Origin of the sequence: Streptomyces sp. MBT65 (assembly GCF_016612545.1) — a bacterium.
Lineage (GTDB): Bacteria > Actinomycetota > Actinomycetes > Streptomycetales > Streptomycetaceae > Streptomyces.
Genome location: NZ_JAENRY010000211.1, coordinates 1 through 14,340, shown reverse-complemented (window position 1 = coordinate 14,340; position 14,340 = coordinate 1). Strand labels below are relative to the sequence as shown.

General features: G+C 70.7%; 12 protein-coding genes and 1 pseudogene. 8 read left to right on the top strand and 5 right to left on the bottom strand.

Going from position 1 to position 14,340, the window contains the following annotated elements; genetic code table 11:
* Positions 1 to 319: 319 nt before the first annotated feature.
* Both JHN63_RS35755 and JHN63_RS35750 read right to left on the bottom strand, forming a co-directional pair.
* Positions 320 to 1,165 (bottom strand): siderophore-interacting protein, encoded by an 846-nt coding sequence (locus JHN63_RS35755; RefSeq protein WP_200688702.1) that lies wholly within the window; start codon positions 1,163 to 1,165, stop codon positions 320 to 322.
* Positions 1,166 to 1,254: 89 nt separating this feature from the next.
* Positions 1,255 to 2,184 carry a 5'-3' exonuclease gene (locus tag JHN63_RS35750; protein WP_234478209.1) on the bottom strand — a complete coding sequence of 310 codons (930 nt, stop codon included), beginning with the start codon at positions 2,182 to 2,184 and terminating at the stop codon, positions 1,255 to 1,257.
* A 236-nt stretch (positions 2,185 to 2,420) separates the two neighbouring features.
* On the opposite strand from JHN63_RS35750, the gene JHN63_RS35745 reads away from it, so the two are divergent.
* The 4 genes from JHN63_RS35745 to JHN63_RS35730 all read left to right on the top strand — a co-directional run bounded on the left by JHN63_RS35745 (position 2,421) and on the right by JHN63_RS35730 (position 6,961).
* The gene (locus tag JHN63_RS35745) at positions 2,421 to 3,479 is read left to right on the top strand and encodes a glycine betaine/L-proline ABC transporter ATP-binding protein (protein ID WP_200688698.1); all 1,059 of its coding nucleotides are present in this window, start codon (positions 2,421 to 2,423) and stop codon (positions 3,477 to 3,479) included.
* On the top strand, positions 3,472 to 5,292 hold the full coding sequence (locus JHN63_RS35740) for an ABC transporter permease/substrate binding protein (RefSeq protein WP_200688696.1): 1,821 nt from the start codon (positions 3,472 to 3,474) through the stop codon (positions 5,290 to 5,292). Before JHN63_RS35745 ends, JHN63_RS35740 begins: the two co-directional genes overlap by 8 nt.
* 383 nt (positions 5,293 to 5,675) lie before the next feature.
* Positions 5,676 to 6,242, top strand: coding sequence for a helix-turn-helix domain-containing protein (locus tag JHN63_RS35735; protein ID WP_200688694.1), 567 nt, complete (start codon positions 5,676 to 5,678; stop codon positions 6,240 to 6,242).
* Positions 6,242 to 6,961: a helical backbone metal receptor gene (locus JHN63_RS35730; RefSeq protein WP_200688692.1), complete on the top strand. Its 720-nt coding sequence runs from the start codon at positions 6,242 to 6,244 to the stop codon at positions 6,959 to 6,961. The genes JHN63_RS35735 and JHN63_RS35730 overlap by 1 nt, the downstream gene beginning before the upstream one ends.
* Here JHN63_RS35730 and JHN63_RS35725 read toward each other — a convergent pair.
* The gene (locus tag JHN63_RS35725) at positions 6,888 to 7,997 is read right to left on the bottom strand and encodes a TDT family transporter (RefSeq protein WP_200688690.1); all 1,110 of its coding nucleotides are present in this window, start codon (positions 7,995 to 7,997) and stop codon (positions 6,888 to 6,890) included. The two genes, JHN63_RS35730 and JHN63_RS35725, sit on opposite strands and share 74 nt — an antisense overlap.
* Before the next feature lie 70 nt (positions 7,998 to 8,067).
* Between JHN63_RS35725 and JHN63_RS35720 the strand changes: the two genes are divergently transcribed.
* A complete protein-coding gene (locus tag JHN63_RS35720) occupies positions 8,068 to 8,991 on the top strand; it encodes a LysR family transcriptional regulator (RefSeq protein ID WP_200688688.1) in 924 nt (307 codons plus the stop codon).
* 238 nt (positions 8,992 to 9,229) lie between these two features.
* On the opposite strand, the gene JHN63_RS35715 is transcribed toward JHN63_RS35720, so the two are convergent.
* Both JHN63_RS35715 and JHN63_RS35710 read right to left on the bottom strand, forming a co-directional pair.
* On the bottom strand, positions 9,230 to 9,919 hold the full coding sequence (locus JHN63_RS35715) for a gamma-glutamyl-gamma-aminobutyrate hydrolase family protein (protein WP_200688686.1): 690 nt from the start codon (positions 9,917 to 9,919) through the stop codon (positions 9,230 to 9,232).
* 87 nt (positions 9,920 to 10,006) lie between these two features.
* Positions 10,007 to 10,741 (bottom strand): FadR/GntR family transcriptional regulator, encoded by a 735-nt coding sequence (locus tag JHN63_RS35710; RefSeq protein WP_200688684.1) that lies wholly within the window; start codon positions 10,739 to 10,741, stop codon positions 10,007 to 10,009.
* Between the two features lie 85 nt (positions 10,742 to 10,826).
* Between JHN63_RS35710 and JHN63_RS35705 the strand changes: the two genes are divergently transcribed.
* From JHN63_RS35705 to JHN63_RS35695, 3 genes and pseudogenes are all read left to right on the top strand, one after another.
* Positions 10,827 to 12,197, top strand: coding sequence for a glutamine synthetase family protein (locus JHN63_RS35705; protein WP_200688683.1), 1,371 nt, complete (start codon positions 10,827 to 10,829; stop codon positions 12,195 to 12,197).
* Positions 12,198 to 12,239: 42 nt separating this feature from the next.
* A pseudogene (locus JHN63_RS35700) lies at positions 12,240 to 13,641 on the top strand (aldehyde dehydrogenase).
* The coding region (locus tag JHN63_RS35695; RefSeq protein WP_200688682.1) for a 3-oxoacyl-ACP reductase at positions 13,638 to 14,340 on the top strand (703 nt) is incomplete at its 3' end. The pseudogene JHN63_RS35700 and the gene JHN63_RS35695, both read left to right, overlap by 4 nt.

Below are 14,340 nucleotides of genomic sequence, written 5' to 3'. Positions count from 1 at the left end.
CGTGCGTCGAGAATGCCGCCCGCGCAGGGAGAGGGGGCCGTGCGTCGAGAATGCCGCCCGCGCAGGGAGAGGAGGGCCGTGCGTCGAGAATGCTGCCCGTGCACGGCGAGGGGGCCGTGCCGCGAAGACACCGCCCATGCACGGCAAGGCAGAGTCTCTCGAAATCGCCGCCCGCGCCTCGGCGAAGGTGCGGTTCCTCGAAATCGCCGCCCGTGCACGGCGAAGGCGCGGCTCCTCGAAATCGCCGCCCGCGCACGGCGAAGGGGCGGTGCCATGAAGCACCGCCCCTTTTCCGAATCCGCTGAACCCGCCGGAGGCGCTACGCAGTCGCCGTAGCCCCCTCCTGCTCCGCCTCGATCTTCGCGTTCCACTCCCGCTTCGACGCCTGCCAGCCGTCCTCGTTGTGGCCCAGCCGCCAGTACCCGGAGATCGAGAGATCCTCGCGCGGGATCTCCAACTCGACCCGCAGCAGGGCCCGCAGGTCCTTCACGAAGGCGGCCTCGCCGTGCACGAACGCGTGCAGCCGGCCCTCGGGGAACTCCAGCGCCCGTACGGCCTCGGCGAGCGCCTCGCCGACGGGACGGTCGCCGCGGTGCAGCCAGACGACCTCGATGTGGGAGTCGATCTTCTGCTCCTCCTCCGGGCCGGAGATCTCCACGAAGGCGTGTGCCGTGGCGCCCTCGGGCAGTGACTCCAGGGCGCGGGCGATCGCCGGCAGCGCGCTCTCGTCCCCGGCGAGCAGATGCCAGTCGGCGCCCGCGTCGGGGGCGTAGGCGCCGCCGGGGCCCATGAAGTGGACCGTCTCGCCCGGCTGGACCCGGGTCGCCCACGGCCCGGCGAGGCCCTCGTCGCCGTGGATCACGAAGTCGAGGGTCATCTCCAGGTGCTCGGGATCCCAGGCGCGCACGGTGTACGTGCGGGTCACCGGCCACTGCTCACGCGGGAACTCGGCGCGGATCCGCTCCATGTCGAAGGGCTCGGGGTAGGTCGCGCCCCCGGCCGGGAACAGCAGTTTCACGTAGTGGTCGGTGCAGGTGTCGGCCGCGAACTCGGCCAGCCCCTCGCCGCCGAGCACCACGCGCTGCATATGGGGGGTGAGGCGCTCGGTGCGGACGACCTGCGCGGAGTGGGGCTTACGCGGCTTCCGTGCCGGACGTTCTGCCATGACGGCCTCCCAGATTCCCATGCTTAGGCTTACCTAAGTTAGCACTACATTCTCTGTGAAAGGCAAGAAAGCATGGGTAATGACAATGCTTACGCGCCCAGCGTGGCGAGCAGTCGTTGCAATGATCCGCCCAGCCCCCAGCGCTCCGCCAGTGCGCCCACCAGCTCCGGATCGCGCGGCGCGTGCGGCAGCGTCGGGTCGACGTCGGGCAGCGGTACGTCGTCGGCGACCCGTACGACCTTGGGCGCGACCGCGACATACGGCCGTGCCTCGTCGAGACGCTTGCGCTGCGAGGGGGTCAGCTTGGACTTGGGGTCGTCGATCGCGGCCATGATCGCGGGCACGTCACCGAACTCGGCCAGCAGCTTCGCCGCCGTCTTCTCGCCGATCCCGGGAACCCCCGGCAGACCGTCGCTGGGGTCGCCGCGCAGCAGCGCCAGATCCACGTAACCCCGGCCGTCGACACCGTACGTCTCGCGCAGGAACGCCTCGTCGGTGACCTGGAGCTGACCGACCCCCTTGATCGGATACAGGACGCGGACGCCACGGGCGTCGTCGACGAGCTGGTACAGGTCGCGGTCGCCGGTGACGATGTCGACCGGGCCCTTGGCGAGCGCCGTGAACGTGCCGATCACGTCGTCCGCCTCGTACCGCTCGACACCCACGCGCGCGATCCCGACCGCGTCGAGCACCGCCTCGATGATCGGCACCTGCGGGGCGAGCGTGTCCGGCACCTCCTCCGCGTCCGGGCCGCTCGCGCGCACCTCGGCGACGCGGTGCGCCTTGTAGGTGGGGATCAGGTCGACCCGCCACTGCGGCCGCCAGTCCGCGTCCATGCACGCCACCAACTGGTCCGGACGATGGTCCTTCACCAGCCGGTCGATGAACTCGAGCAGCCCGCGCACGGCGTTCACCGGCGTCCCGTCCGGCGCCTTCACGGACTCCGGGACGCCGAAGTAGGCGCGGAAGTAGAGCGAGGCGGTGTCGAGAAGCATCAGTCGTCCGGTCACGTCACGCATCATGCCGCACGACCGCCCGCCGACCACCTCCCCCTGTCACCCGGAGGGACCAACACGGCCGGCCGGTGAGCTGGACCACTCCCGTGTTTGCGCGCGGAGAGCATGGGCAGGCGCGGCCTCGGAGCGGTGCCGGTTGTGCATTCAACCTTCTACGGTCCTCGGGCCCACCGCCCCCCAGGTCTTGACCCCGAAACGTCCCGACCTCGAACTGTCCTGCCCCCGATCGAGAGGTAAGCGTGTCAGCCAGGCTAGAAGCCGAACACCTGCACAAGGTGTTCGGCAGACGACCCGACCAGGCAGTCGAACGGCTCCGCCAAGGAGCCGACCGGGAGGAACTGCGCGCCGACGGCACCACCGCCGCCGTGATCGACGCCTCCTTCTCCGTCGCACCGGGCCAGATCTTCGTCGTCATGGGCCTGTCCGGCTCCGGCAAGTCCACCCTCCTGCGGATGCTCAACGGACTCCTGGAGCCCACCGCGGGCCGCGTCCTCTTCGACGGCCAGGACCTGACCGCGCTCAGCGACCGTGACCTCCGCGCGGTCCGCGCCCGCAAGATCAGCATGGTCTTCCAGCACTTCGCGCTCTTCCCGCACCGCAGCGTCCGCGAGAACGCCGCCTACGGACTCGCCGTGCAGGGCGTGCCCCGCGCCGAGCGCGAGGCCCGCGCCGGCGAGGCGCTCGCCCTGTGCGGTCTGGCCGGCTGGGAGGACTCCTGGCCCGACGAGTTGTCCGGCGGGATGCAGCAACGCGTGGGCCTGGCAAGGGCGTTGGCGACCGACGCCGACCTCCTCCTCATGGACGAGTCGTTCAGCGCGCTCGACCCGCTGATCCGCCGGGACATGCAGGACCAACTCCTCGAACTCCAGAAGTCGTTGAAGAAGACGATCGTCTTCATCACCCACGACCTCAACGAGGCCATGCGCCTGGGCGACCGCATCGCCGTCATGCGCGACGGCCGCATCGTCCAGACCGGCACCGCCGAGGACATCCTGCTGCGCCCCGCCGACGACTACGTGGCCTCCTTCATCCAGGACGTCGACCGCTCGCGTGTGCTGACCGCGAGCTCCGTCATGGACACCGGCGTCGACGGCCACGAGGCCGACTGCGACTGCGCGACCGCCACCCCGGACACCCCCTTCACCGACCTCTGCGCCCTCAGCGCCCGCCTCACCCACCCGGTCGCGGTGCTCGACGCGGCCGACGAGGTCGTAGGAGTCGTACGGCAGGAACGCCTCGTCGCGTTCCTCGGCGGAGCGGCCGCCGGCGAGCCGGAGAAGGTGAGCGCCCATGCCTAGGCTCCCGCTCGGCGACTGGGTCGACTCCGGTGTCGACTGGCTCCTCGCCCACATGTCCTGGCTCTTCGACGCGATCAAGACGGTCGTCGAGGGCATGTACGACGGCGTCAACGCGGTCCTCACCGCCCCCGAACCCCTGCTCCTCGCGGGCATCCTGGCGGTGATCGCCTGGTGGCTGCGCGGACTGGTCGCGGGTGTCCTGGCCTTCGCCGGGTTCCTGCTGATCGACTCGCTCGACCTGTGGGACCGGGCCATGTCGACCCTGGCCCTGGTGCTCGTGGCGACCGTCATCGCCCTGGTGATCTCGATCCCGCTGGGTATCTGGGCGGCCCGTTCCAAGGCGGTCAGCGCGGTCGTACGGCCCGCTCTCGACCTGCTCCAGACGATGCCGTCGATGGTGCTGCTGATCCCGGCGATCCTCTTCTTCGGGCTCGGCACCTCCGCCGGAGTCATCGCCACCCTGATCTTCGCGCTCGCCCCCGGCGTCCGCATGACCGAGCTGGGCATCCGGCAGGTCGACGCCGAACTCGTCGAAGCGGCCGAGGCGTTCGGCACCTCACCGCGCGACACGCTCCTGCGCGTCCAACTGCCGCTCGCCCTCCCGACGATCATGGCGGGCGTCAACCAGGTCATCATGCTGGGCCTGTCGATGGTCGTCATCGCCGGCATGGTCGGCACCGGCGGTCTCGGCGGCGCCGTCAACGAGGCCATCGGCCAGCTCGACATCGGCTTCGGCTTCGAGGCGGGCGTCGGCATCGTCGTCCTCGCGATCTACCTCGACCGGATGACGGGCGCGCTCGGCACCCAGATCTCCCCGCTCGGCCGCAGGGCCGCCGCCAAGGCCCGCGCGGCGGGCGGCGCCAAGCCCTGGAATTACCGCCCTCGCCCCGCCTTCGCCGTGGTCGGTGTGGTCGTCCTCGCGCTGGTGGCCGGCGGCCTGGGCGTCTTCGGCTCCTCCTCCGGCACGAAGGCGACCTCAGCCACCGACGTCGGCAAGGGCAAGAACATCACCATCGGCTACATCCCCTGGGACGAGGGCATCGCCTCCACCTTCCTCTGGAAGGAGATCCTGGAGGAGCGCGGCTACAAGGTCACCACCACCCAGTACGCCGCCGGCCCCCTGTACACCGGCGTCGCCACCGGCCAGGTCGACTTCCAGACCGACGCCTGGCTGCCCACCACGCACGCCGAGTACTGGAAGAAGTACGGCAAGCGGCTCGACGACCTCGGCAGTTGGTACGGCTCCACGTCCCTGGAGCTGACCGTCCCGTCGTATGTGAAGGACGTCAACACGCTCGCCGACCTCAAGACCCACGCCTCCGAGTTCGGCGGCAAGATCACCGGCATCGAACCGAGCGCCGGAATGATGGGCCTCCTCAAGACCAAGGTCCTCAAGGAGTACGGCCTCCAGGGCTACGACGTCGTCGACGGCTCCACCCCGGCGATGCTGGCCGAACTGAAGCGCGCGTACGCCAAGAAGCAGCCGATCGTCGTCACGCTCTGGTCGCCGCACTGGGCGTACAGCGACTACGGGCTGAAGAAGCTCAAGGACCCGAAGGGCGCCTGGGGCAAGGGCGACGGCGTGCACACCGTGGCGCGCAAGGGCTTCGCCGCCGACAACCCCGACGTCGGCACATGGCTGAAGAACTTCAAGATGACCGAGGCGCAGCTCACCGGTCTGGAGGCGCGGATCCAGAAGTCCGGCAAGGGCGAGGAGCAGACCGCCGTCCGTGCCTGGCTGAAGCAACACCCGGGCCTGGTCGACCAGTTGGCCCCGGTCACGAAGAACCGGAAGAGCCAGGCGGCCGGGTGACCTGACAGTCCCGCAGCCGCCGCCCCCGAGGTGGGCTCCACCGCACGTTCCCCCCTTCGTGCGGCGGGGCCCACCTCCTTTTCTGCCCCGATCGGGTACGAAAAGGATCCGGCCAACCACATAGCGCTACGAAGCCCCGCAATCAGGCCTCGGAATGAGCGGGAACACGGGCGACCGCGTACGCATTGAAGAGTAGAGACGAACTCTCGTGCCGATCGAGGGCCGGCGGACCCTCGCGCACTGGCCAGAACTGTGAGGTCCGATCGCACGCTGTGTGACGTGGATGTGACAGGCGCATGAAACGGTTTGACGAACATGCGTAGGGTGCAGACAACTCATCAGAGGCAACTGGAAACCGACGAGCGAAGGAGGGAGCCGGAGCGATGGGCGACCACAAAGAACAGCCCCTTCGGGTGGGTGCGGCCGTACGGCGGCGCCGCCGCGCGCTGTCGCTGACCCTCGCCGTCGTGGCCGAACGCAGCGGCCTGTCGGTGCCCTTCCTGAGCCAGGTCGAGAACGACAGGGCCCGCCCCAGCCGAAGCTCCCTGGAGAAGGTGGCCGACGCCCTGCGCACCACGGCCGTCGAACTCCTCGCCGCCGCCGACCCCGCGTGCAGTGTCGACGTCGTCCGCGCGGAGGAACCCGAGTCGGTCGGCACACCCCGGATGCGTTCCCTGGTCCGGGGCCATCACCAGCTGCACGCCTCGGAGTTCACCGGTGACCATGACGCCGGGCGTGAATTCCAGCACCGCAACGACGAGTTGATGTACGTCGCGGAGGGCGCCGTCGAGATCGAGGCGGAGGGGCGGGCGTACCGTCTCGTGCGCGGCGACACGATGTACCTCACCGGAGGCGTACGGCACCGCTGGCGCGCGACCGTGCCGGACACCCGGGTGGTCGTGGTCGCGGTGGCCGAGCACATCGAGGCGGTCCAGGACCGCCAGCGCTGATGCGCGTCGTGTCCCTCGTGCCCTCGCTCACGGAGGCGATCGCCGTATCGGCGCCGGGAGTTCTGGTCGGCGCGACGGACTGGTGCAGCCACCCGCCGGACCTCGACGTGACCCGCGTCGGCGGCACCAAGAACCCGAAACTCGACACGGTCCTCGCCCTCGCCCCCGACCTGGTGGTCGCCAACGAGGAGGAGAACCGCGAGCCGGACCTGACGGCCCTGCGGGAGGCGGGTGTCGAGGTCCTGGTCACCGAAGTGCGTGACGTTCCCCAGGCGTTCCGCGAACTGGCCCGGGTGCTCGACGCGTGCGGAGCGCCGTCCCGGCCGCGCCGGCTGGACGAGGCGGAGCGGGCATGGGCCCAACTCCCGCCCCCCGAGCGCCGATCGACCGCCGTCGTCCCGGTCTGGCGGCGCCCCTGGATGGTGCTGGGCCGCGACACCTTCGCGGGCGACGTGCTGTCCCGGCTGGGCGTGGACAACGCCTACGCGGCGCACACCGAACGCTATCCGCGTGTCACGGTCGACGAACTGCGGGTGGCGGCACGGGACTTGGTGGTCCTCCCGGACGAGCCCTACCGCTTCACGGCCGACGACGGACCGGAGGCCTTCCCGGGCCTGCCGTGCGCGCTCGTCAGCGGCCGGCACCTCACGTGGTACGGGCCGTCACTGGCCGAAGCGCCACGGGTGCTGGCCGCGGCCCTGCGAGCAGCGCACCGCTGAGCAGACCGCGGACCGTGTGCACGGCGGCGGTGGCCCAGGCGGCGACCAGCACGCCGTAGAGGACGATCGCGAGCCCGTCGTAGACGGCGAGGCCGGTGTGGTGGGCCAGGGACTCGGCGCCCGTGACGCAGGTGCCTACCGGGAAGGTGAACGCCCACCAGGTCATCGCGAAGCCCATGCCCCGGCGCCGGGCGCGGACGACATGCGCGGTGGCGAGGGCGGACCAGAGCAGGGCGAAGCCGAGGACGGGGACGCCGTAGAGGACGGCGAGGAGGCTGAAGGCCTGGGCCGTCGCGGCGGGGACGACGCCGGGGGCGAAGTCCGCGAACTTGCCGACGGCGGTGGTGGATTGGCCCAGCGGACCCAGGACCAGGAACAGCGTCGGGGTGAGCGCGAGGGGCAGCGGTCCGCCGGCGACGAGCCGGGCGAAGACCAGCGGGAGCATCAACAGGGTTGCCAGCAGGCTCAGTCCGAACATCGCGAAGCACGCGAGGAGCAGGGTCTCGCGGGCCTGTCCGGCCGGCAGATGGGGCACGAGGAGCGGGCCGAGCGCGGCGGACACCATGGGCGCGACGAGGGGCAGCAGCCAGACGGGGGTCGCCTGGGAAGGGTGCACCTGATGCCGTACGGCCATGAGGTACGGGACGACCACGGCCGCCGCGAGCCCGACGACCGTACCGGTCCCGAAGAGCACGGCGTCGACTACGACGGCCGCCCGCAGCCCGATCCAGTCCCGGCCGACGATCAGGGTCGCGCCGCCCACCGCCAGCAGGGCCATCGCGAGGCAGCCGTAGAAGGGGGCCATCGCCGGGTCGAGGAGATGGGCGCGGGCCTGGTCGCGGTGGTGGGTCCAGTGCAGGGTGCGGGCGGCGAGCAGGGTCAGGAGCAGTGCGAGGGAGAGGGCCCAGACGGTGGTGCAGGCCGCGCGCAGTCCGGGGAGGTGGCCGGGGAGCCCGGCGCCGGCCGTGGCGACGACGGCGGTGCCCATGACGGAGGCGTACCAGTTGGGGCCGAGATGACGAACTGCGGTGACCATGTCTCCACCGTCTCGCCGGCCGAGACGGTCGACCAGGGAGTCTCTGTCTATGGGGACATAAACTGGATTTATGAGCAACGGCGAGGTGGATGATCAGCGGGAGGGGTCGATAGCGCACCGGGTGCCGGATCTGGGTGCGCTGGAGCTGTTGCTGGCGGTGGCCCGGCTCGGGAGTCTCGGTGGGGCGGCCCGCGAGCTGGGGATCACCCAGCCGGCGGCCAGCAGCCGGATCCGCTCCATGGAACGGCAACTGGGCGTGGCCCTGGTCGACCGCTCACCGCGCGGCTCGCGGCTGACGGACGCAGGGGCGCTGGTCACGGACTGGGCGAGGCGGGTCGTCGAAGCCGCCGCGGCTTTCGACGCGGGCGCCCAGGCCCTACGACACCGCCGCGACTCCCGACTGCGCGTCGCGGCGTCGATGACCATCGCCGAGTACCTGCTCCCGGGCTGGCTCCTCGCCCTGCGCTCCCAACGCCCCGACACGGCGGTCTCGTTGCTGGCCGGGAACTCCACGACGGTCGCGGAACGCCTCCTGTCCGGCGAGGCCGACCTCGGTTTCGTGGAGGGCCTGTCGGTCCCGCCCGGCCTCGACTCCACGGTGATCGCCCACGACCACCTGATCGTCGTGACGGCCCCGACCCACCCCTGGGCCCGCCGCCAACGCCCGGTCCCGGCGGGGGAGTTGGCGTCGACCCCGTTGATCCTCCGGGAGAAGGGCTCAGGCACGAGGCAAGTACTGGACGCGGCATTGGGCGGCCTGGCCCGCCCGCTGATCGAGTTGTCCTCCACTACGGCGGTCAAGGCATCGGCGGTGAGCGGAGCGGGGCCGGCCGTCCTGAGCGAACTCGCGGTGGGCGAGGAACTGTCGATGCGGCGCCTCGTCCGCATCCCGGTGGAGGGCATCTCCCTGGCCCGCGACCTGAGAGCGGTATGGCCAACAGGCCACCGCCCGACGGGCCCGGCCCGAGAGCTGTTGTCCCTGACCCGGGGTTAGGCGACCGGGGTCAGGTGAGTGGAGTTGGGCGACCGGGGTTGGGCGAACCGTCCTGGGGGCTCCGCCCCCAGCCCCCCGGCCTTTGCCCACCCACCACCCGACTCGGTGGGTTGAAAGGTGAGCCTCACCCCCCAGCCCGTCCGGCGTTTGAGGACGAGGTCCGTTCGGGGGCGTCCGGCTCGGTGGGGCGAGCGGTGTGCCGTCCTCGCCTCGCCCGAGTTTGCGGGTGAGGTCCCGCTCAGGACGTGGTCGCCGCTTCCACCAGCGCCCGCATCACCCGCAGATCCTCCCCCATCTCCGGATGCCACTGCACCCCCAACACCCAGTCCGCTGAGGGGAGTTCGATCGCCTCCGGGGTGCCGTCCTCGGCCCAGGCCGAGATTGTCAGGCCCGCGCCCAGGCGGTCCACGGACTGGTGGTGGAAGGTGGGGACCGAGGTCTCCTCGGGTACCGCGGACGCGTACAACGTTCCCGGTACCGGCTTGACCTTGTGGTGGCCGAAGACGCCCGGTGTCTCCGCGTGGCCGTCGATGTGCTGGACGAGGGTGCCGCCGACGGCGACGTTCAGGAGCTGCATGCCCCGGCAGATGCCCAGCAGGGGTATCCCGGCCGTCAATGCGGCCTCGATCAGGGCGAGTTCCCAGGCGTCGCGGGCGAGGGCGGGCGGGCCGCTGCGGGGGTCGCGCTCCGCGCCGTAGCGGACCGGCTCGACGTCCGGGCCGCCCGCGATCACCAGGCCGTCGAGGCGGGCGACGGTCGCCGTGGCGTGCTCGGGGGAGTCCGGGGGCAGCATCGCGGCGAGGGCTCCCGCGCGCTGGACGAGCCGTGGGTAGCCGACCGGCAGCAGTGCCGCCTCCAACTGCCATGTGCCCCAACGCGCTTCGGCCTCCAGGTATGTACTGATGCCGATCAGCGGCCTGCCCGCCATGCACTCCTCCGACCGTGAGGGAAACGAATGGGGAAAACGAATGGGAAACAAATGGGCTCTGCTCAGACCATTAAACAGGCCCAGCCGTCACGCCAGGAAGCCCCGCAACAGTGCCGCCGTCCCCGCGCAGTGCTCCCGCATCATCTCCCGCGCCCCGTCCGCGTCACCGTCCAGTACCGCCTCCACCAGCGCGATGTGCTGCCGCTGCGAGTGCTCCAGGTTGCGGACGAGGAGCGGGATGCAGTCGAGGAGGTCGTTCACCGTGGCCCGTACCGCCGCGTACTGCGCGGTCAGGGTCGGTGAACCGCACAGCTCGGCCAGGGTCAGGTGGAGGAGTGTGTCCAGGCGGCGGTAGTCGGCGAGCGGGGCGTCGTGCGTACGGGCCAGGGCGTCGCGCAGGCGTCCCGCCTGTTCGGCGTTCAGGCCGTGCGTCGCGCACAGGCCCGTCGCGCCGACCTCCAGCACCTCCCGGAACCGCAGCACGTCCTCGATGTCGACCGCGCTGATCCGCCGCCGCAACTCGTCCTCGCCGCCGGCGTCCGACTTCGGCAGCACGAACGTCCCGCCGTAGCGCCCGCGCCGGGACTCCACCAGACCCTGGTCCTGCAGTACCTTCAGAACCTCGCGAAGCGTCACCCGACTGATCCCCAGCCGCTCGGCCAGCTCCCGCTCGGCCGGCAAGCGTTCGCCTCCCGGCACCAGACCCAGCCGTACGACCTGCAGTATCTGTTCCAGCGCCTCTTCGAATCCGTTGCCCGCCCGCACCGGCCGCAGTACCGGGGTCAACCGGTCCTCAAGCCCGTTCTCCGCATCCAGCGACATATGGCGGCACCCCCTTCCCAAGCAATGGTTCTCCGCAATACCTTATGGCTTCCGGCTGACCGTAGAAGCCGAAGGAGGCTTTCCCGTGGCAGACCGCACACCCCCACTGGGCGTCGAGGCACTTCAACGCCTCGTCGCCAGTGGTGAGATCGACACTGTCGTCCTGGCTTTCCCCGATATGCAAGGGCGGCTCCAGGGCAAGCGGTTCGCCGCCCAGTTCTTCCTGGACGACGTGCTCCGGCACGGCACCGAGGGCTGCAACTACCTCCTCGCCGTCGACACCGAGATGAACACGGTCGACGGCTACGCCATGTCCTCCTGGGAACGTGGTTACGGCGACTTCGCCATGCACCCGGACCTGTCCACCCTCCGCCGTGTGCCCTGGAACGCCGGCACCGCCCTGCTGATCGCCGACCTCGCCTGGAACGACGGATCGCCGGTGGTCGCCGCACCCCGCCAGATCCTGCGCCGCCAGCTGGAGCGCCTCGCCGAGCACGGTTTCACCGCGCAGGTCGGTACGGAGCTGGAGTTCATCGTGTTCAAGGACACGTACGAACAGGCCTGGGACGCCAACTACCGGGGCCTCACCCCGGCCAACCAGTACAACATCGACTATTCGGTCCTGGGGACGGGGCGGATCGAGCCGCTGCTGCGCCGGATCCGCAATGAGATGGCCGTCGCCGGGCTCACCGTCGAGTCCGCCAAGGGCGAGTGCAACCCCGGCCAGCACGAGATCGCCTTCCGCTACGACGAGGCCCTCGTCACCTGCGACCAGCACGCCGTCTACAAGACCGGCGCCAAGGAGATCGCCTCCCAGGAGGGCGTCTCGCTGACCTTCATGGCGAAGTACAACGAGCGTGAGGGCAACTCCTGCCACATCCACCTCTCGCTCGGGGACGGGGAGGGCGGCAACGCCATGGCGGGGACCGAGGGCGATCCCGGTGGGATGTCCGAGGTCATGCGGTACTTCCTCGCCGGGCAGCTCGCCGCGCTGCGCGACTTCTCGCTGCTCTACGCCCCGAACATCAACTCCTACAAGCGGTTCCAGCCGGGCTCGTTCGCGCCGACCGCCGTCGCCTGGGGCTACGACAACCGCACCTGCGCGCTACGGGTCGTCGGCCACGGCCGCTCCATGCGCTTCGAGAACCGGCTCCCCGGCGGGGACGTCAATCCGCATCTCGCGGTGGCGGGCCTGGTCGCGGCCGGGCTCTACGGCATCGAGCACAAGCTGGAGCTGCCGGAGGCCTGCGCGGGCAACGCCTACAGCGGCGACTACGCGCATGTGCCCACCAATCTCCGCGAGGCCGCCGAGCTGTGGGAGAACAGCCCGATCGCCAAGGCCGCCTTCGGCGACGAGGTCGTCGCGCACTACCGCAACATGGCCCGCGTCGAGCTGGAGGCCTTCGACGCCGCCGTCACCGACTGGGAGCTGCGCCGCTCCTTCGAACGTCTGTGAGGACCCCTTTGCCCGCCGACGACCGTCTGTGAGGACACACCCTTGCCTGCCGAGCACCCGCTGCCCGTACTGAACCCCGCCACCGAGGAGGTCATCGCCACCGTCCCGGCCGCCACCGCGGCCGACGTGGACGCCGCCGTCGTACGCGCCGCCCGGGCCCAGGCGAAGTGGGCCGCTCTCCCGCCCGCCGACCGGGCCCGGCTGCTGCGCCGCTTCGCGACCGCGGTGGACGAACATCTGGAAGAACTCGCCCAGTTGGAGGTGCGCGAGGCCGGGCACACGGTCGGCAACGCCCGCTGGGAGGCCGGCAACGTCCGGGATCTGCTCGACTACGCGGCCGGGGGAGTGGAGCGGCTGACGGGCCGTCAGATCCCGGTCGCGGGCGGCCTCGACGTCACGATCCTCGAACCGCTGGGCGTGGTGGGCGTGATCGCCCCCTGGAACTTCCCGATGCCGATCGCCGCCTGGGGCACCGCCCCCGCGCTCGCGGCCGGCAACGCGGTCATCCTCAAGCCGGCCGAGACGACCCCGCTCACCGCGCTCCGACTGGCCGAACTCGCCCTGGAGGCAGGCCTTCCCGAGGGCCTCTTCCAGGTCCTCCCCGGCCGCGGCCCGGTCGCGGGCACCGCACTCGTCGAGCACCCGGGCGTCGCGAAGATCGTGTTCACCGGGTCAACTGCCGTAGGCAAACAGGTGTTGGCGAAGGGCTCGGCGCTCCTCAAGCGCGTCACCCTCGAACTCGGCGGCAAGAGCCCCAACATCGTCTTCGCCGACGCGGACATCGAGGCCGCAGCGGCAGCGGCCCCCATGTCCTTCCTCGACAACTCCGGCCAGGACTGCTGCGCCCGCACCCGCATCCTCGTCCAACGCGGCGTCTACGATCGCTTCCTGGACCTCCTCGCCCCCGCGATCGCGGGGATCACGGTCGGCGACCCGGCCGACGAGAAGACGGACATGGGCCCGCTGATCTCCAAGGTCCAGCTGGAGCGCGTCCGTTCGTACGTCACCGACGACCTGGCCGGCATCCGCGGCACGGCGCCCGAGGGCCCCGGCTTCTGGTTCCCGCCCACCGTCGTCACCGGCGTCGACCCGCACGCACGCGTGGCCGTCGAGGAGGTCTTCGGCCCCGTCGCCGTGGTCCTCCCCTTCGAGGACGAGGCGGAGGCGATCGCGCTCGCCAACGCCACCGACTACGGCCTCTCCGGGTCCATCTGGACCCGGGACGTGGGCCGCGCGCTGCGCGTCTCGAAGGCCGTCCGGGCCGGCAACCTGTCCGTCAACTCCCATTCCAGCGTCCGCTATTGGACCNGGCTTCAAGCAGTCGGGGATCGGCCGCGAACTCGGCCCGGACGCGCTCACCGCCTTCACCGAGACCAAGAACGTCTTCATCAGCGACACCCCCATCAGTAACGTCTCCACCAGCACGGAGGGCTCCGCACAGTGACCTCAGAGATTGTCTGCCGACGACTCGTCGGCCGTACCGCCGTCATCACCGGAGCCGGCAGCGGCATCGGCCTCGCCACCGCGCGGCGGCTCGCCTCCGAGGGGGCCAACGTCGTTTGCGGCGACATCGACGAGACCCACGGCAAGGCCGCGGCCGACGAGGTCGGCGGGCTGTTCGTGAAGGTCGACGTCACCGATCCCGAGCAGGTCGAGGCGCTCTTCAAGGCGGCCTTCGACACCTACGGCAGCGTCGACATCGCCTTCAACAACGCGGGCATCTCACCGCCCGACGACGACTCCATCCTCGACACCGGCCTGGAGGCCTGGAAGCGCGTCCAGGACGTCAACCTCACGTCCGTGTACCTGTGTTGCAAGGCCGCGATCCCGTACATGCGCCGCCAGGGCAAGGGCTCCATCATCAACACGGCGTCGTTCGTGGCCAGGATGGGCGCGGCGACCTCCCAGATCTCCTACACCGCCTCCAAGGGCGGTGTGCTGGCCATGTCCCGTGAACTGGGCGTGCAGTTCGCCCGCGAGGGCATCCGCGTGAACGCGCTGTGCCCGGGACCGGTCAACACCCCACTCCTGCAAGAGCTGTTCGCCAAGGACCCGGAGCGGGCCGCGCGCCGCCTGGTCCACATCCCGGTCGGCCGCTTCGCGGAGGCGACCGAGATCGCCGCCGCGGTCGCGTTCCTGGCGA